Source organism: Oceanibium sediminis (assembly GCF_003265325.1).
Taxonomy (GTDB): Bacteria; Pseudomonadota; Alphaproteobacteria; order Rhodobacterales; family Rhodobacteraceae; genus Halovulum; species Halovulum sediminis.
The window spans coordinates 277,553-295,397 of the sequence record NZ_QGNX01000001.1 but is presented as its reverse complement, the minus strand read 5'-3'; the positions used below and the strand labels follow the sequence as shown (position 1 = coordinate 295,397).

Annotated in this window: 20 protein-coding genes and 1 riboswitch; of the genes, 17 read left to right on the top strand and 3 right to left on the bottom strand. The window is 65.9% G+C overall.

What is annotated here, in order from left to right; genetic code table 11:
* Positions 1-20 precede the first annotated feature (20 nt).
* Positions 21-1,028 (top strand): P1 family peptidase, encoded by a 1,008-nt coding sequence (locus DJ029_RS01475; RefSeq protein ID WP_370445226.1) that lies wholly within the window; start codon positions 21-23, stop codon positions 1,026-1,028.
* A 151-nt stretch (positions 1,029-1,179) separates the two neighbouring features.
* Here the strand turns inward: DJ029_RS01475 and DJ029_RS01470 are convergent, their stop codons facing one another.
* Positions 1,180-2,145 carry a FliM/FliN family flagellar motor switch protein gene (locus tag DJ029_RS01470; protein ID WP_112320551.1) on the bottom strand — a complete coding sequence of 322 codons (966 nt, stop codon included), beginning with the start codon at positions 2,143-2,145 and terminating at the stop codon, positions 1,180-1,182.
* Positions 2,146-2,367: 222 nt separating this feature from the next.
* Here DJ029_RS01470 and DJ029_RS01465 point away from each other — a divergent pair, with 222 nt between their 5' ends.
* From DJ029_RS01465 to DJ029_RS01420, 10 genes are all read left to right on the top strand, one after another.
* On the top strand, positions 2,368-3,216 hold the full coding sequence (locus DJ029_RS01465) for a flagellar motor protein MotB (RefSeq protein ID WP_112320550.1): 849 nt from the start codon (positions 2,368-2,370) through the stop codon (positions 3,214-3,216).
* A gap of 99 nt (positions 3,217-3,315) precedes the next feature.
* Entirely contained in the window at positions 3,316-4,614 is a 1,299-nt protein-coding gene (locus tag DJ029_RS01460) for a flagellar hook protein FlgE (protein WP_112320549.1), read from the top strand.
* A gap of 48 nt (positions 4,615-4,662) precedes the next feature.
* Positions 4,663-6,129 carry a flagellar hook-associated protein FlgK gene (flgK, locus tag DJ029_RS01455; protein ID WP_112320548.1) on the top strand — a complete coding sequence of 489 codons (1,467 nt, stop codon included), beginning with the start codon at positions 4,663-4,665 and terminating at the stop codon, positions 6,127-6,129.
* A gap of 1 nt (position 6,130) precedes the next feature.
* A complete protein-coding gene (locus DJ029_RS01450) occupies positions 6,131-7,138 on the top strand; it encodes a flagellin (protein WP_112320547.1) in 1,008 nt (335 codons plus the stop codon).
* A gap of 1 nt (position 7,139) precedes the next feature.
* The gene (locus DJ029_RS01445; protein WP_112320546.1) at positions 7,140-8,255 is read left to right on the top strand and encodes a flagellar basal body P-ring protein FlgI; all 1,116 of its coding nucleotides are present in this window, start codon (positions 7,140-7,142) and stop codon (positions 8,253-8,255) included.
* 507 nt (positions 8,256-8,762) lie between these two features.
* Positions 8,763-9,917, top strand: coding sequence for an MFS transporter (locus tag DJ029_RS01440; protein ID WP_157966225.1), 1,155 nt, complete (start codon positions 8,763-8,765; stop codon positions 9,915-9,917).
* Positions 9,904-10,512, top strand: coding sequence for an HAD family hydrolase (locus tag DJ029_RS01435; RefSeq protein ID WP_112320544.1), 609 nt, complete (start codon positions 9,904-9,906; stop codon positions 10,510-10,512). The genes DJ029_RS01440 and DJ029_RS01435 overlap by 14 nt, the downstream gene beginning before the upstream one ends.
* 89 nt (positions 10,513-10,601) lie before the next feature.
* The gene (locus tag DJ029_RS01430) at positions 10,602-11,228 is read left to right on the top strand and encodes a queuosine precursor transporter (protein WP_112320543.1); all 627 of its coding nucleotides are present in this window, start codon (positions 10,602-10,604) and stop codon (positions 11,226-11,228) included.
* Positions 11,229-11,519: 291 nt separating this feature from the next.
* Entirely contained in the window at positions 11,520-11,936 is a 417-nt protein-coding gene (gene arfB / locus DJ029_RS01425; RefSeq protein ID WP_112320542.1) for an alternative ribosome rescue aminoacyl-tRNA hydrolase ArfB, read from the top strand.
* A gap of 50 nt (positions 11,937-11,986) precedes the next feature.
* Positions 11,987-12,129: riboswitch (FMN riboswitch) on the top strand.
* A gap of 89 nt (positions 12,130-12,218) precedes the next feature.
* Complete coding sequence (locus tag DJ029_RS01420; protein ID WP_112320541.1) at positions 12,219-12,689, top strand: 6,7-dimethyl-8-ribityllumazine synthase; 471 nt, start codon at positions 12,219-12,221, stop codon at positions 12,687-12,689.
* Positions 12,690-12,698: 9 nt separating this feature from the next.
* Here the strand turns inward: DJ029_RS01420 and DJ029_RS01415 are convergent, their stop codons facing one another.
* Positions 12,699-13,229 carry an EF-hand domain-containing protein gene (locus tag DJ029_RS01415; protein WP_112320540.1) on the bottom strand — a complete coding sequence of 177 codons (531 nt, stop codon included), beginning with the start codon at positions 13,227-13,229 and terminating at the stop codon, positions 12,699-12,701.
* Positions 13,230-13,416: 187 nt separating this feature from the next.
* Between DJ029_RS01415 and DJ029_RS01410 the strand changes: the two genes are divergently transcribed.
* From DJ029_RS01410 to DJ029_RS01385, 6 genes are all read left to right on the top strand, one after another.
* Positions 13,417-14,529: an S-(hydroxymethyl)glutathione dehydrogenase/class III alcohol dehydrogenase gene (locus DJ029_RS01410; RefSeq protein WP_112320539.1), complete on the top strand. Its 1,113-nt coding sequence runs from the start codon at positions 13,417-13,419 to the stop codon at positions 14,527-14,529.
* Positions 14,526-14,915, top strand: a complete 390-nt coding sequence (locus DJ029_RS01405; protein WP_112320538.1) for a SecDF P1 head subdomain-containing protein — start codon at positions 14,526-14,528, stop codon at positions 14,913-14,915. Before DJ029_RS01410 ends, DJ029_RS01405 begins: the two co-directional genes overlap by 4 nt.
* A gap of 6 nt (positions 14,916-14,921) precedes the next feature.
* Positions 14,922-15,641, top strand: coding sequence for an NYN domain-containing protein (locus DJ029_RS01400; RefSeq protein WP_112320537.1), 720 nt, complete (start codon positions 14,922-14,924; stop codon positions 15,639-15,641).
* Positions 15,642-16,565 carry an AEC family transporter gene (locus DJ029_RS01395; RefSeq protein WP_112320536.1) on the top strand — a complete coding sequence of 308 codons (924 nt, stop codon included), beginning with the start codon at positions 15,642-15,644 and terminating at the stop codon, positions 16,563-16,565. It abuts the gene before it with no gap.
* A gap of 10 nt (positions 16,566-16,575) precedes the next feature.
* On the top strand, positions 16,576-17,016 hold the full coding sequence (locus DJ029_RS01390; RefSeq protein ID WP_112320535.1) for a YaiI/YqxD family protein: 441 nt from the start codon (positions 16,576-16,578) through the stop codon (positions 17,014-17,016).
* Positions 17,017-17,079: 63 nt separating this feature from the next.
* Complete coding sequence (locus DJ029_RS01385; RefSeq protein WP_112320534.1) at positions 17,080-17,343, top strand: DUF7218 family protein; 264 nt, start codon at positions 17,080-17,082, stop codon at positions 17,341-17,343.
* A gap of 21 nt (positions 17,344-17,364) precedes the next feature.
* Here the strand turns inward: DJ029_RS01385 and DJ029_RS01380 are convergent, their stop codons facing one another.
* On the bottom strand, positions 17,365-17,799 hold the full coding sequence (locus tag DJ029_RS01380) for an NUDIX domain-containing protein (RefSeq protein WP_112320533.1): 435 nt from the start codon (positions 17,797-17,799) through the stop codon (positions 17,365-17,367).
* Positions 17,800-17,845 lie beyond the last annotated feature (46 nt).

Below are 17,845 nucleotides of genomic sequence, written 5' to 3'. Positions count from 1 at the left end.
ACGCCCCCCGAGCGAGCACCATGATCGGACCGGGGCCGCGCAACCTGATCACCGATGTGCCGGGGCTGAAGGTGGGCAACGCCTCCGACCCGGGTCTGAAGTCCGGTGTCACGGTGCTGACCGCCGACGCCCCCTTCGTGGCGGGCGTGGATATCCGGGGCGGTGCGCCCGGCACCCGCGAGACGGAGCTTCTGGCCCCAGACAAGAGCGTTCCCGCGGTGGATGCGCTGGTGCTCGCCGGGGGCTCGGCATTCGGGCTCGACGCGGCCTCGGGGGTGATGGACGGATTGCGCGCGGCGGGCCGGGGGTTCGCGGTGCATGACGCGCTGGTGCCGATCGTTCCGGCGGCGATCATTTTCGACCTGCTGAACGGCGGTGACAAGGGCTGGGACGCCAACCCCTATCCGGCGCTGGGGCGGGCTGCGCTGGCGGCGGCAGGCGAGGACTTCGATCTGGGCACCGCGGGCGGGGGGGCCGGCGCGTTGACAGCGCGCTACAAGGGCGGGCTCGGGTCCGCATCCGTGGTGCTGGAAAACGGGGTGACGGTCGGCGCGCTGGTCGTGGTGAACCCGATCGGCTGCGCGACGCTGCCGGACTCCGGGGCGTTCTGGGCCGCGCCCTGGGAGCAGGGGGCGGAATTCGGCGGCCTGCCCATGCCCGGGGCGCGGCCGCGTCCGCTGGGTGCGGCGGATCTCAAGTCCTACGGGCGGGGCGATGCGCGCGCGAACACGACGATCGCCATCGTCGCGACGAACGCCGCCCTGGACAAGGCCGGCGCGACGCGCCTTGCGACGAGCGCGCAGGACGGGCTGGCGCGGGCCATCGCTCCCTCCCACACGCCGATGGATGGGGACCTGGTTTTCGCGGTTTCGACAGGCGCGCGGGGCCCGGGCGACATGCAGGATATCGCGATGATCGGCCACGCCGCGGCCACCGTGCTTGCCCGTGCAGTGGCGCGGGCGGTCTATCTTGCACGCCCCGAAGACGGCGACGTTAAACCGGCCTGGCAAAGCGTTCACGGCAACTGACCCGCCTGTAGGGTCGCGCGGCGAGGCAAAGGGCTGTTCCTGCGGCCCGCCAGCCCGCCGCCCCGCCGCAGGAACAGCCCGGCAATCAACGCGCGCTGTCACGGCGAAACCGCCTACAGCATATGTTGTACGGCTGACCCCCACCGCCGCGTCACTCGTCCGGCAGGCGCAGCAGGCGCGTCAGGTCATCCGTGATCCTGGCGGCGGGCGGGTCGGTCAGTTTGACAACCTTCTCACCCTCGTATGCGCCCAGCCGGCCGGTGGCGAGCGGCGCTTCGTGTTCCGTTCCCATCGCCTGTACCAGGCTGACCTGGGACAACGCCGAGCGGGGCAGGCGCAGGACGTGCCCGACCTCCAGCGCCTCGATCTCGGCCAGCGGAAGGCTTTTGCGGTGCAGGATGCCATGCAGCGGCACTTCCGCCTCGGCGGCGCATTTGCGCATCTGCAACAGCCACAGGTCGTTCGGTGCGACATGATCCGTGACAGAGGTCTGCATCAGCGCCGCGCGCAGCACGTCAAGGATCGACAGCGGCATGATCAGGTCGAAATCCCCGGACCGCGCCGCTTCCCCGATGTCCAGGCTGGCGCTGATCAGCATGACATCCGCCGACTTCGGCGCGATCCTGACGGTGTTGATGTCCTGCTTGTGACCGGCGACGCGAAACGACGTTTCCAGCGGCACGCCAAGGCTTTCCACCACCGCCGTCGCGAAACTGCGCAGGACCGCGTCGAACACGTCCATGCAAAGCTGCGCGTCGATCGCGGTGAAGCTGCGGGTCGTCACCGGCGGCGCGGTCGTGGGATCGCCGCCCATGCGCATATCGACGATATGATACACCAGTTCCGAGCCGATGTTGATCAGCGCCATCCTGTCCGTGCTGTCGGTTTCCACCACCCCCAGCATCGAGGGGACGGGAATGCGTTCCAGCACGTCGGCAAGCTTCGTGATCTCGCAATCGAGGATCAGCGCGCCGATGGTGGTCTTCAGGATCGGCCTCAGGTCATCCTCAAGGATGCGGCCGAAATTCTCCCCGATCAGTTCAAGGTCGGGCAGCGGAGAGCGGCCGACGCGGCGGCTGCTCAGTTTTCGTGGCAGGACAGCGGTGTCCTCGGTCATTCCGGCCCCTCGGAGATTGCGTTGCGACCCCTTCCTGTCAGCATCGGCTTGAGAAACCGTTAACTCTGGCGCCGCATTCGCGACATATCCCTAAAATCCTGCGCATTATTCCCCCGCCCTGCCGCCCGCCCATGAGGGTTCGTTAACACTCGCTGCCTTAGGACTGTGCGCGGGTGAAGTGGTGCTCTGCCCCCGGGCAGGCACGGGAACGAAGGAGGCCTCATGGCCGAGGAAGAGCTGCGTCCGATCATCATTCGGCGAAAGATCATCAAGGCGGCGCCACACCATGGGGGCGCCTGGAAAGTCGCCTACGCGGATTTCGTGACCGCCATGATGGCGTTCTTTCTGCTGATGTGGCTGCTGAATGCGACGACGGAGGATCAGCGCAAGGGGCTGGCGGACTATTTCAGCCCCTCGATCCCGGTGCATCGCACCTCCGGCGGGGGCGACGGGCCGTTCGGGGGCACCTCCGCCGCGTCCGAGATGACGATGTCGCAGACCGGCACCGGCGCGACTCTGGAACGCCCCTCTATCGAGCGTCAGTCCAAGGGCCAGACTGGCGTCGACCCCTCGACCGCCGAGGAGCAGGCGCTGGACGGGTTGGCGGAAGCGCTTCTGGCGCAACGCGGCGAAAGCGCCATCGCCGACCGCCTGTTGCAGCACGTGCGCCTGCGCCGCACCGATGAAGGACTGGTGATCGAGGTGGCGGACCTGGCCGACGCGCCGCTGTTCACCGCCGAGGGGAACGCCCCGACAGAGCGGCTCGTGGCGCTGATCGGCATGATCGGCAAGGTGCTCAACATGGTGGAAAACGCCATCGCCGTGGATGGGCACCTGGAACAGGACTCCCTGGCGCGGCCGGGGGCCCCCGGCTGGCGGGTAAGTTCCGAGCGGGCCATGGTGATCCGCGACCTGCTGGCGCAATCGGAAGTGTCGGCGCTGCGTTTCGCGCGCGTCGCCGGCGAAGCGGATCGCGCCCCCGCCTACGCCGACCCCCGTGACATCCGCAACCGCCGGACGGAAATCATCCTGCTGCGCAGCCGGGACCGGGCCGATGCGGCGCAGGAGTAGAACGATTTTTAGCTTTAGCGCCCTGTTAAGGCCGGGCTGCGAGAAAGGCTTCGAAAGGGCCCGGGAACGCGCGGTCCAGCTTGTCGGAAAGGACACTGCATGAGTATTTCTTCGTCTATGAATGCCGGCGTCAGCGGATTGTCGACCAATGCCACCAGGCTCGCAACGATCTCTGATAATATCGCGAATTCAGGTACCTACGGGTACAAGCGCGCCGATGTGGACTTCTCTTCCATCGTCATTACCCAGCGGGAAGGGACCTATTCCGCCGGTGGCGTGCAGGTAAACACCTTTCGGGAAGTTGATTCGCGCGGTTCGCTGGTGCCCACGCAGAATCCCACCGATATCGCCATCGGCGGGCGCGGAATGCTGCCCGTAACCGGGATCGCGGATCTCGACACGCCGGACGCCAATTATCCTTTGCTTCTGACCTCCACCGGGTCGTTCCGGCCGAACCAGGATGGCTACCTGGTGACGGAAAGCGGCCTGGTCCTGATGGGCTGGCCCGCGGATGCCGACGGGAACATTCCAGTGCAACCCCGCGACAGCGGTGCGGGGCTTGAGCCGGTACAGGTCAACCGCAATCAGTTCTCCGCCTCCGCCACGACGGAGATCCGCCTCGGCGCGAACCTGCCCGCATCGGCTACCCAAGCCGGGGCAAGCGGCGCGCCGCTGCAGATCTCGACGGAATACTTCGACAATGTTGGCGCCTCGCAGACGCTTGTCTCCACCTTCACCCCGACGATTCCCGGCGTGGGCCAGTCCAACCAGTGGACACTGGTAATCACGGACGAGGCGCAGGGCGGTGCGGTGGTGGGCGAGTACACGATTGAATTCGACGATACCGCCGGCAACGGGGGCGAAGTGCTGAGCGTGACGCCCACGACAGGCACCTACGATGGCGTCACCGGGGTCGCGACCTTCAGTGTCGCAAGCGGCCCGATAGAGATGGAAATCGGCGCCCTCGGTTCCTCTGCCGTTCTCACCCAGCTTTCCGCTGAGTTCGCGCCTGCCGGTGTCACGGCAAATGGCGCGGCGGTCGGGTCGCTGACGGGCGTGTCGGTGGACCCCGATGGCTTCGTGATCGCGGCCTATGACAGCGGGTTCACGCGGGTCCTGTACCAGGTGCCGGTGGCCGACGTGCCGAACCTCAACGGGCTGGCGGCAGAGGATTCGCAGGCGTTCTCGATCTCGGCCGATAGCGGGTCCGTGTTCTTCTGGGATGCCGGTGACGGCCCGACCGGCGGCATGATCGCCTTCGCGCGGGAAGAGTCTACCGCGGATATCGCAGCCGAACTGACGCAGCTGATCGAAACCCAGCGGGCATATTCATCCAACGCGAAGATCATCCAGACCGTCGATGAGATGCTCCAGGAAACCACCAATCTGAAGCGATAACCCCCTGATCCCGGGGATGGACACGGGTCAATATGGGAGCCATGAGAGATGAGCCTTTCTACAGCACTGTCGAATGCCCTCAGCGGGTTGAATACCAGCTCGCTGGAGGCGGAACTCATATCCAACAATGTCGCCAACGCGCAGACGCCCGGCTACACGCGCCGCGTGGCCGAACTGACTGCCCTCAGCACTGGCGGCTCCGGGGCAGGTGTTGCGGTCTCGGGCGTGCAGCTCATGCAGGATCCGGCGGCCGTTGCCAACCGCCGCCGCTCGGACGCGGAGCTTGGGGCGCAGAACGTCGCGCTTGACGGGCTGAGCCGTATCGCCGGCAGCCTCGGTGTTCCCGGCGAAGGGACCGCGCTCGCAGATCTCGCGGCAAGTTTCGAAACGTCGCTACTTGCGGCGGCGAACGATCCGGGCTCCACCACGCGCCTGTCCAACGCGGTGACAAGTGCCGTGCGGTACGGCGATGCGCTGACGTCCCTGTCCACCGAAACACAGCGCGTGCGCATGGATGCGGACGCGGAAATCGCCACGCAGGTGGCGCAGGTGAACGAAAACCTCGCCTCGATCGACGTGCTGAACCGGGAAATCCAGATGCTTTCGATTTCCGGCGGTGACGCATCGGCGCTCATCGATGCACGAAAGGCGCTGATCGATCAGGTGTCCTCTGTCCTGCCGATCCGTAGCTCGGCCCGCCCGAATGGCGAGGTGGCACTGTATACCGCCGGGGGCGCCCAGCTGCTCGATGGGCGCGCAGCGACGCTGGGCTTTACCGCCAAGCCTGTCATCACGCAGGACATGACGCTCGGTTCCGGGGCGCTCAGCGGGCTGACCCTGAACGGCAAACCCCTGTCGGTCGGCGCGCCCGACGGCAGCGGGCAAGCTGACGGAGGCTCGCTCGGGGCGTTGTTCGTGCAGCGCGATACCACGATGCCCGAGTTCGCCAATCAACTGGACGCACTGGCCGCGGACCTGGTGAACAGGTTCCAGGATCCGGCCATCGACGGCACGCGCGCCGTGGGCGACCCCGGCCTTTTCACCGACAATGGCGGCGCTTTCTCTGCTGTAGATATTGAGGGGCTCGCGGGCCGGCTGAGTGTCAATGCCGCGGTCGATCCGGCGGAGGGCGGCGCGGTCTGGCGGTTGCGCGATGGCCTGGGTGCTGCAACAACCGGTGACAGCGGGGATGGACGTCTGCTCGATACCCTCAGCACTGCCGCATGGCAAAGACTGGCCCCGGACCCGTCGCTTGGTTTCACCGGATCCGGCGGCGTTGCCGACTTCGCCGCAAGTCTCACCAGCGTGGTGGCTGGGCGTGAACAGCAGGCCGAAGGCCGGGTCGCCTATACGTCCGCCCTGAACACCGCCTTGCGAAGCGAGGAGATCGCGGTCTCCGGCGTCAACACCGACAACGAGCTGCAGAAGCTTCTGATGGTCGAAAAATCCTATGCCGCCAATGCCTTCGTGTTGTCCACCGTGGACAACCTGATTCAGCGCCTGTTGGAGATCTGACATGTTCTCATCCCCCTATCCTGATCTCGCCGCGAGCCTCCGGCTTCAATCGCAAACGACCAGCCTGCGCGCGCAACTCGATATCGCCGGGAAGGAAACGACGACCGGTTTGTCGGCGGATATCGCCGCGCGGACCGGGGGCAATCTTGCCCCGGTTTTTGGCATCGACGCTGCCCTGCAGCGTCTCGACCAGAACGTGAAGGATCTTTCGTTGGCCCAAGCCCGCGCAGGAGCGGCCCAAACGGCGCTCGGTCTGGTGGAGGAGGGAAGCGGTGCCCTTGGCCTGAACCTGCTGAGCGCGATCGATACCGGCGATGCCATCGCCCGCTCTACCTACATTGCCGAGGCCGATGTCGTTCTGGGCACCATCATCGGAGCGTTGAACACCCAGTTCGCTGGCCGCGCCCTGTTTTCCGGGGCGGCGGAGGACAGTGTGTCCTTGCAGGATGTGGAAACCTTGAAAGCCGATATCGCGGCCCTTGTCGCGGGGGCTCCTGACCCGGCGAGCGCGCAGAGCGCGGTGGACGCCTATTTCGCCCCCGGCGGGGGATTTGAGACAAACATCTACGGTGGCTCAAACGTGGATGCAGCCGGGGCGCAGGTCAGCGATGAGACGCGTCTCGCCTATCTTCCTCGTGCCGATGCGGCCGCGCTGAGGGACGTGCTGAAGGCTGTAACCCTGGTCGCCACCTCGGATGCTGCCCCGTTTTCCGGAGATCCGGTCGCCCGGGACGCCTATCTTTCGGAAGCCGCCGGCAACCTGATCGCGGTTCGGGATGAGATTACGAACCTGCGCGCGGCACTCGGGGTTGCAGAGCAACAGATAGGCGATGCCTCGGATCGCAACCTCTCCGAACAGAATGCGCTGAAACTAAGCAGGAATGACCTTGTCGGCGTTGACCAGTTCACAGCGGCTGCGCGTTTCGTGGACCTGGAAGGGCAGTTGCAATCGCTCTACACGGTGACATCCCGCCTTTCTTCCCTCTCCCTGACCAATTTCCTGCGCTGAGATGATCAGGACCTTCGCCCGCCTCTGCGTGTTGATCGTGCCGCTTCTGTTCTGGGCGGCCCCCGTCCTTCCGGGGGAAGCACGCATCAAGGACCTGGTCGAGTTCGACGGGGTTCGCGGCAACGACCTTGTGGGTTACGGACTCGTGGTCGGGCTGAATGGCACCGGCGATGGGTTGAGGAATGCCCCCTTCACGGAGGAGGCGATGGTCAACCTTTTGGAACGCCTTGGAATCAACGTGAGCGGAGAACAGTTTCGCGCGCGAAACGTCGCCGCGGTCCTGGTGACCGCCGTGATGCCGCCATTCGGCCGAGCGGGATCGAAAATCGACGTGAATGTCTCAACGATCGGGGACGCCAGTTCCCTGTTGGGGGGCACATTGATCATGACCCCGCTGAACGCCGCCGATGGCAACATTTACGCGGTGGCGCAGGGGTCGGTGATCGCCGGGGGCGTTGTTGCCCAGGGCGAGGCGGCGACCGTGACTGAAGGGGTTCCGACCGCCGGGCAAATACCATCAGGTGCGCGGATCGAGCGGGAGATTGATTTCGCGCTCAATGATCTGCGTGAAATGCGGCTTGCGTTGCGCGCCCCGGATTTCACCACGGCCGCCCGGATCGAGGACGCGATCAATCTGCGCATGCCGGGCCGCATCGCCAGAATGATCGACAGCGGGACTGTCGTGCTCGATCTCAACGCGGGCAAGATCCCGGACCTGCCGGGCCTGATCGCGGCGATCGAGAATATCGAGGTTGTCCCGGACCAGAAGGCCCGTGTCGTCGTGGATCAGCGCTCGGGAACCATTGTCCTTGGCGCGGACGTGCGCATCAGTCGGGTCGCGGTCACGCAAGGTAATCTGACGCTGAGGGTGCGGGAAACGCCGGTCGCGGTTCAGCCCAATCCCTTCAGCATAGGGGAAACGATCGTCCTGCCGCGCACCGAAGCCGAGATCGCGGAAGACGATGCACCCGGCCTCGCCCTGGTGGAGGACAGCGTGTCCCTGCCGGAGGTGATCGACGGTCTCAATGCTCTGGGCGTTTCCCCGCGCGAGATGATCGATATCCTGAAGGCCATAAAAACCTCGGGGGCGCTCCACGCAGAGTTTGTCGTGCAGTAGCGTTACAGCGGTTGTTCGCTGATGCGGGTCGGACTCCCCGCAGGCGAATCCGTGATGCTGAAACCGACGGGTCCCCGGAAATGGATTCGGGGCGCAGTCTGGAAGACCCGGTGCGCGTTCCGAAGGGAGGCACTCTGGCGGACCCAGACGCGCGGTTTCCGAAGTATCAGCGGCTGGGCGCTGGGAGGAGCGTAACACCCGCCACCCCAAGAACTAACGCCCGCCAACCCCAAAGGACTATCGCCGCACCCGGAAACCACCCCGCGCGATCCCTTCCGCCTGGGGAGCCGGCCATCAACCCTCAGCACCTGGACCCGCGGACTTGTCCGCGGGCCGGGCCCAAGTGCGGGTGTCGTTTGCGCCAGCAAACGCCGCCTCGCACGCGGGAGCCTTCCCCGCCGGCGCCCGAAATCGGCTTCCTGTGTCTGCACCGGAGTGCTAGGGAGCAGCATGACGCAGGCGCGCTCGACGCCGCCCCAATCGAGTGATCAGGACAAGGCCCCAAAGATGTCTTCCGTATTCTCCCTCCGCCTGGTTTTCGCGTTGAATGCGCTCGGCATCGCGCTGTGGTTCCCGCGGATTCCCGACGTGAAAGCCGCGCTGGATGTCGATCTGTTCACGCTGTCGCTGTGCTTCTTCATGCTGCCCGCGGGCACCGGCATCGGCTTTTTCAGCGCCCCGGCAATGATGGCGCGCTACGGTGCCCGGCGCCTGTGCCGCACCGTTGGCCCGGCATTCATCACGCTTCTGATCCTGCCCGCGCTGGCGCGAAATGCCCTTGAACTCGGGGCGGCGCTGTTCCTTGCCGGTCTTTGCATCGCCTCCATCGAGGTGGCGATGAACGCCAAGGCCAACGAGTTGGAGCGGATGAGCAAACGCCGCATCATGGCGGGATGCCATGGCGCGTGGAGCCTCGGGTCCATGAGCGGCGCGCTCCTCGGCGGATCGGCGGCGGCGCTTGGCCTGAGCTTTGCGGTGCAGCAACTCACGCTCGCCCCGATCTTCGCGGCGCTGGCCTATTTCGCGGCCAGCGCGCTGCCCCCCGATCAGCCGGGCACGAGAAGCCAGGAAACACCGCGGCTGACCCTGCCGAAGGGCGCGCTGTTGGCGGTTTGCGTGCTGCCGATGGGGGCGCTGATGCTCGAGGGCGCGATGATGGAATGGTCCGCCCTCTTCCTGCGCGGAGAGGTGGGGACCGGCCCCTTCGCGGCGGGGGCCACCTATGCCGCCTTTTCGCTGACGATGGCGGTCAGCCGGTTCCTTGGCGACGGTCTGATCACCCGCCACGGCACGACGCGGATCATGAGCGTCAGCTGCATCCTTGCCGCCTTGGGAACGATGGCCTTTGCCCTGTCGCCGACGGTGGCCTTCGCCCTGCCCGCCGCCGTTGTGCTGGGGGCGGGCATCGCCAATATCTACCCCCTGTCGATGAGCCGCGCCTCGGAAGTCCCCGGCCCGTCCGAGGCCGAGAATATCGCCACGGTCGCCTTCGTCGGCTTTACGACCTTCATGGTCGCCCCGCCGCTGATCGGCTCTCTCGGCCATTTGTTCGGACTTGGCACCGCCTTGCTGATGTTGACGCCGGTCGCGCTTTACCCCTTGCTGATCCTCAGCCAGAGCCTGACCCCCATGAAGGAACACCCCGAGGATGCCCCGACCTGACGCCGTCGTCTTTGATATCGGAAACGTGCTGATCACCTGGGACCCCGAACGGGAATACGACGCGCGTTTCGGAGAGGCAGAGCGCAAGCGCCTGTTCGCCGAGGTGGACCTGCACGGCATGAACGAACGTGTTGACGCCGGCGCGAACTTTCGCGACTCGGTTTTTGCCCTCGCGGAAAACCATCCCGAAGACCGGGAGATGATCGAAGCCTGGTATCATCACTGGCTGGACATGGCCTCCCCCGCGATAGACGACAGCTGGGTCCTGCTGCGCCGGTTGCGCAAGGCGGGCGTGCCCGTTTTCGCGCTTTCGAATTTCGGCATCCAGACCTACGCGCTGGCGCAGACGGTTTATCCCATCCTGCATGAGTTCGATCGTCCCTACATCTCCGGGCATATGGGGGTCACGAAACCGGGGCCGGACATTTACCGCATGGTCGAGGAGGACAGTGGCCTGACCGGCGCGCAACTGTTCTTCATCGATGACCGCGCGGACAATATCGCCGCGGCCGAGGCGCGGGGCTGGCAGGGGCACGTGTTCCACGCCCCGGCGGCGCTGGAACAGGCGTTGGAGGCCACCGGCCTCAGGTTCTGAGCGCTTTGTGAAGGCTTGCGGTGCGCGGGGCGATCGGATATTTCCGGCCATCGAAGTCTCCGCAACCTTCCAAAAAACGGAAAAACATCATGACCAGGGGTATTCTTGCCGGCGTAATCGCCATGGCCGCGATCGTCGTGGCCTCCAACATTCTTGTCCAGTTCCTCTATGGCGACTGGCTGACCTGGGGGGCGTTCACCTATCCGCTGGCGTTCCTCGTCACGGACCTCATGAACCGCCTTTACGGCACGGCCGCCGCGCGCAAGGTGGTGCTGGTGGGCTTCGGCGTCGGCGTGCTGTGTTCGCTGATCGGCAGCCAGATCCAGGGCGAATTCGGCGCGCTGGTGTCCGCGCGTATCGCTGTCGCCTCCGGCACCGCGTTCCTGGTCGCGCAGATGCTCGACATCGGCATTTTCACCGCCCTGCGCAATCGCGCCTGGTGGAGCGCGCCGCTGACCAGCTCGGTCATCGGGGGCGCGCTGGATACGATGCTGTTCTTCGGGCTTGCGTTCTCGGCCGGCGTGACCTTCCTCGGCCCGGTGGAGGCCGTCGCCTGGGCGAATGAGCCCGTGCCGATGCTGGGTCTTGGTCCCGTCGCGCCGCTCTGGGTGTCCCTTGCGGTGGCGGATTTCGGCGTGAAGCTGGCCGTGGCGCTGGTCGCGCTGGTCCCGTTTCGCGCGCTGGTGGTTCGTCTGCGCCCTGCAGAAAACCTTTGACAATCGCAGATACTGTGGCACCCTCTTCCTCAACCGCAACAACTGGAAGGAGGTGATCCAATGTCGAGTGTGATTTTGGAGAAGATGATCGGGTTCAAGCAGGAGCACGCGCTCTGACGGACAGATCCGGCAGCGGGCTGCGCACCGCTTAAGGTACGGCCTGCCAGATCACCCTCCAAAACGACACGAAATTTGGGCAGGCCGCATGGAAACATGCGGCCTGTTCTGCGTTAATGAGGCGAAACGACGGGAAAGGCGGCCGGGCAGGGGCTGCGAAACGGAAGGGATGCGATGCGCATCAACGACCAGATCGAAATCGCCGAGTGGGAGCTGACGGAAAGCTTCGTGCGGGCCTCGGGGCCCGGCGGGCAGAACGTGAACAAGGTTGCCAGCGCCGTCGAATTGCGCTTCGAGGCGGAGCGCTCGCCCAACCTGCCGCCGCCCGTCAAGTCCCGCCTGCGCCGCCTGGCGGGGCGGCGATGGACCAAGGAAGGCGCGCTGATCCTGCAGGTGGACACCCACCGCACCCAGGCCCGCAACCGCGAGGAGGCGCGCGAGCGGCTGAAGGCGCTTATCCTGAAAGCGCTGGAGCGGCCGAAGAAGCGGATTCCGACGCGCCCCACGCTCGGCTCGAAACGCCGCCGGCTGGAATCGAAGACCAAGCGCGGGCAGATCAAGGCGCTGCGCAGCTCGGTCGACCCGGATTGACCGCGGGTCCCCTAAGGGCTTGCCCCATGTGCGGCGATCATGCACAACACTAGCGTTCTCAGGGCGGGGCGAAATTCCCCACCGGCGGTAAGGGGTGCGCCCCAAGCCCGCGAGCGCCCCGGTTTGCCGGGGGTCAGCAGATCAGGTGTAATTCCTGAGCCGACGGTCACAGTCCGGATGAGAGAGAACGCATCACGCGCTGGCGCGGGGCCGAAACGCCCCAGGCAGCGGTGTGATCGTGATCGCCCGTGGGTTCGTGTCGACTGCATGAGGTGATAAATTATGACACATCCCAACGCGCTTGCCGGTCAGCCCGGCACCTCCGCCCAGCGATATGCCTTCATCAAGGCCCGCTGGCACAGCGAGATCGTCGACCAGGCGCTGGTCGGCTTCACCCAGATCATCCCCGCGTCGCAGGTGGATGTCTTCGACGTCCCCGGCGCGTTCGAGATGCCGTTGCTGGCCAAGAAGCTTGCCGCCTCCGGCCAGTACGCGGCCGTCGCGGCGGCGGCGCTGGTGGTCGACGGGGGGATCTATCGCCATGAGTTCGTGGCGCAGGCCGTGGTCAACGGGCTGATGCAGGCGGGGCTTGAGACGGGGGTGCCGATCCTGTCGGTCTCGCTCACGCCGCACCACTATCACGACACCCCGCATCACCGGGACATCTTCCGCGCGCATTTCGTGGAAAAGGGCCGCGAGGCGGGTGATGCCGCGCGGATGCTGGAGCGCACCCGCGCGGACCTGGCCGCCTGATTCCGGCGGTTACTCGGCGGGCGCGCGGCGCGGCCCCCGGCGCATGTCGTCGGCGTTCAGCACGCCGTCGCCATTGGTGTCGCGCGCGGCCACGATGCCCTTGAAGCGCTCGCCGAACTCTTCGGCGGTGACCTGACCGTCGCCGTCGTCGTCGTGGCGCTGGAACTGATCGACCATGCGCTCACGCATGGCGTCCAGCCACAGGGCCTCGAACTCGGACAGGCTGAGGCTGCCGTCGCCGTCCGTGTCGAATTCCGCCAGCCGCTCGGCGCGGGCGGTGTCGATTTCTTCCTGGGTCAGGCCGCCGTCGCCATCCGCGTCGAACGCCTCGAGGAAGCCGCGCATCCGGCCCATGCCGCGATCGGAATCGCCCCGGTGCTGGCGGGCCTGCATGTACTGGCCGCCGTGCCCGTCGCCGTGCCGTTCGCCGCGTTCCATCCGGGCGTGGCCGTCGCCCGGCTGCGCGGTGGCGTAGCTCAGCGTTCCAAGGGTCAGCGCGGTCGCGCCAAGGGCAATGGCGAGTTTTGAGGTAAGTTTCATTGTTTCCATCCTGGGTTGGTGCCTCGTCGCGCTGGCAGGTTCGGGCCGCGCTTGAAATGTCATACGGGGCGGGGCGCAAACTCCGTCGCGCGCGGGGCGCTTTTTCCGAAGCGCCTTGCGTCTGCTTGCAAAAAACCGCCATGCGCGGCAGTGTCGTAACCCTGAGAATTCCAAGCGGAGAAAGCCGATGAGAACCCGAGCCGCCATTGCCACCCGAGCCGGGGCGCCCCTTGAAATTGCCGAGGTGGAGCTTGACGGCCCCCGCGAAGGCGAAGTGCTGGTCGAAATGAAGGCGACCGGCATTTGCCACACCGACGAGTTCACCCGCTCCGGCGCGGACCCCGAGGGGATCTTCCCCGCGATCCTCGGCCATGAGGGTGCCGGCGTGGTGGTGGACGTGGGCCCCGGCGTGACGACGCTGAAGAAGGGGGACCACGTGATCCCGCTCTACACGCCCGAATGCCGTGAGTGTGAATACTGCCTGAACCCCAAGACGAACCTGTGCCAGAAGATCCGCTCCACCCAGGGGCAGGGGCTGATGCCTGACGGGACCAGCCGGTTCAAGACGCTGGATGGCGACCCGATCTTCCACTACATGGGCTGCTCGACCTTCGCCAACCATACGGTCGTGCCGGAAATCGCCCTTGCCAAGGTGCGTGAGGACGCCCCCTTCGACAAGATCTGCTACATCGGCTGCGGTGTGACCACGGGCATCGGCGCGGTGATCAATACCGCCAAGGTGGAAATCGGCTCGCGCGCCATCGTCTTCGGACTGGGCGGCATCGGGCTGAACGTGATCCAGGGCCTGCGGCTGGCCGGTGCGGACCAGATCGTCGGCGTCGACGTGAACCCCGCCAAAGTCGAAATGGCGACGCGCTTCGGCATGACCGATTTCGTCAACCCGACCGAGGTCGAGGGCGACCTCGTCCCCTACCTGGTGAACCTGACCAAGGGCGGCGCGGACTATACCTTTGATGCCACCGGAAACGTCAACGTGATGCGCACGGCGCTGGAATCCGCGCACAAGGGCTGGGGCGAAAGCGTCATCATCGGCGTCGCCCCCGCCGGGGCCGAGATCTCGACCCGCCCGTTCCAGTTGGTCACCGGCCGCGTCTGGCGCGGCACCGCCTTCGGCGGTGCGCGGGGCCGCACGGACGTGCCCAAGATCGTGGACTGGTACATGGACGGCAAGATCGAGATCGACCCGATGATCACCCACACCATGGGCCTGGAGGACATCAACAAGGGCTTCGACCTGATGCACGCGGGCGAGAGCATCCGCGCGGTCGTGGTGTATTGATCCGCGCCGCCGCCATCCTGGCGCTTGTGTCCGCGGCGGCCCCGGCTGCCGCGGACCCGGTGTTGAGATTGGCGGTGGACGGGCAGGGCTTCAACGTCTCGCCCGACCAGATCCTGCAAGTCGAGGCGGAGGAGGTTTTTCCCGGCGCGGTCGTCTTCTTCCGCTTCGCCGAAGCCCCCTCCTATTCACTGGAGCAGCTGACCGCCGCCTCGATCGGCCTGAAGCTGGACATGATCGTGTGCGGTCACGTCCTGATGAGTCCGGTCGTGATGGAGGTGATCAAGGGTGGCGTCGGGCAGATCAACATGGGAGATATCACGGCGGCCCGCGAACTGGCCGCAACCCTGCACGGGGACCGTGCCTGCGCCGACTATCGGGGAAGCTGACCACCCATGAGTACCAACGAAACCCCTCTGCTTGCGGTGCTGATCGACGCCGACAACACGTCCTACAAGGCCGCCGACGCGATCTTTGAGGAAATCGCGTCGCTCGGCGAAGCCTCGGTCCGGCGGATCTACGGCGACTTTTCCTCCTCCACCATGAAGGGCTGGTCCAACGCGCAGGCGGCGCTTGGGATCGTGCCGCACCATCAGCCGGCCAATACCGTGGGCAAGAACGCCAGCGACATCGCGCTGGTGATCGACGCGATGGACCTGCTGCATACGGGCCGCTTTGACGGCTTCGTGCTGGTCAGCTCGGACAGCGATTTCACCAGGCTGGCGCAGCGCATCCGCGAGCACGGCAACGACGTCTACGGCATCGGCCAGAAGAAGACGCCCGAGGCTTTCCGCATGGCCTGCAAGCGCTTCATCTATATCGAGAACCTCGGCGCGGCGGCCCCAGCGGCCGAGGCCAAGCCGAAGGCAGAATCGCTATCTGCTGGCGAACAGCTTGTGCGTAGTGCGCTCGGCGATGTCGAGGATGACGCCGGCTGGGCCGAACTGGGCCGTGTGGGCATGCAGCTGTCCAAACGCTACCCGGATTTCGATCCGCGCACATGGGGGCACCGAAAGCTGCTGGACCTGATCAGGGCGATGAAGTCGCTGGAAACCCGCTCGGAAGGAAATGCGCATTACATCCGTGTCGCGCCGAAAACCGGCAGAAGCCGGTAGATGATCGAAATCTTCCTCAAGATCGTGCCGTTCTTCCTGTTGATCGGCACCGGTTACGGGGCCGCGCGGTCGGGGTTGTTCCGGGGCGAAGCCGTCGCGCATCTGACGAAGTTCGTTTTCTATTTCGCGCTGTCGGCGATGCTGTTCAACTTCGCCTCTACCCTGCCGTTCGAGCAGATCTTCAACCCGGAACTGGCGCTGGCCTACCTTTACGCCACGGGCATCGTCTACGTTCTGGTTACCATCGTGGCGCTGCGCCGGGGCACCGGTTTCGCCGAAGCGGCGGTCGAGGCGCAGTGCGGCGTGATCGGGAACGTCGGTTTCCTTGGCCTGCCGATGCTGGTGATCCTGCTTGGCCCGATGGCCGCGGGGCCGGTAATGATGATGCTGGCGGTGGACCTGATTGTCTTCGGCTCGCTGATCGTGGCGATAATCGTCGCGTCACGCGAAGGGAGGCTTCGGCTTTCGGTGTTCGCCTCGGTCGCCATGGGGCTGGTGAAGAACCCGATGATCATGTCCATCGCGGTGGGGCTGCTGTGGTCCTACCTCGCCCTTCCGATCCCCGGCGCGGGGCAGGAATTCCTTGACCTGCTGGGCGGGGCCGCCACCCCTTGCGCGCTGTTCGCCATCGGCGCGTCGCTTGCGGACAAGTCGGCGGAACGGTTTTCGGTCGCGCTCTGGCTGAGCAGCGCGAAGCTGATCCTGCACCCGCTGGCCGTCGCGATCTTCGCGATCCTGGTGTTCCAGTTGCCGGGGCCCATCGTCGCGGTGATGATCGCGAGCGCTGCGATGCCCGTCGCGGGAAACATCTTCATCATCGCGCAGCACTACGGTGTCGCGCCGATGCGGGTCTCCTCGGCGATCCTGGTGTCGACGGTCATCAGCATCGTCACCCTGTCGTTGGCGATTGGCCTGGTTTCCTGAGGGGCGCGCGATGACGATCTATGTCGATGCCGACGCCTGCCCCGTGAAGGACGAGGTGCTGCGCGTGGCCAGCCGTCACAAGCATCCCGTCAAGATGGTGTGCAACGGCGGGCTGCGCCCGAACCCGGATCCGCTGGTCGAGGTGGTGGTCGTCGCCGCCGGCCCGGACGAGGCGGACATGTGGATCGCCGAGCGGATCGGCAAAGGCGACATCTGCATCACCGGCGATCTGCCCCTTGCCGCGCGCTGTATCGAGGCGGGCGGCCGCGTGCTGACCCACGCGGGCGAGGAGCTGGACGCGAAGAACATCGGCCAGCGCCTTGCGACACGCGACCTGATGGCCGACCTGCGCGCTGCCGACCCGTTCCTGCAGGGCGGTGGTCGGCCCTTTTCCAAGGGCGACCGCAGCCGCTTCCTGGAGCGCCTGGAGGCGGCGCTGCGGCGGCTGTGAGGCGCGAAAAAGGAACCCATCGCCGACCTTGGAGGTTTTCAAAGCAGAGCGAAAGGATCCGACATGAGCAAGAAACACGGCCCCACCATCAAGGATGACGATACCTATGACGCCCTGCGCGAAGAGGGCGCGTCAAAGGAAAAGGCGGCGCGTATCGCGAACGCCCAGGCCAGCGAGGACCAGTCCCCCGCGAAAAAGGGGGGGCAGGCCGCCCCTTACGAGGAATGGACCCGCGATGCGCTTTATGAGCGCGCGCAGGAGCTGGACATCGAGGGGCGCTCGGACATGACCAAGGACGAACTGATCGCGGCGCTTCGCAACATGTGAACCGGCGCTGGGCGTCACGCCTCAGCGCAGGGCGCGTGCCGCGTACCAGGCGTCGCCGGGACTGGCCAGCGCCTCTGCCGCCGCCAGCCCGTCCATCCAGAACGCCCGGTGCCCGGGTTCCGACGGCGGGCCGAGGTGCAGGCCCGGCGCGCAAAGGTAGATGTGGCAGATCTTGCGCGCCTCGATCCCGTAGTCGGGCATGTAGGTGTAGCGCTGGTAGACGCCGAGCTTGCGCAGCACGCGCAACCGCCAGCCGGTTTCCTCCAGCGCCTCGCGTTGCAGCGCCTCGATCGGGGTTTCGCCGGGGTCGATACCGCCGCCGGGAAGCTGGATTTCGGGCCAAGGACTGGATTGCTCGGTGACAAGTAGCGACCGCCCCCGTCGGATCAGCGCGTAGGCACCGGGTCGGGTGATATAGCGGATGCCGGGGCGGGGGGCTTGGCCAAAACGTCTCATGGGATCGGTTCTGGGCGATAGGCCGGCGTGGCGCAAGGGGCGGGCG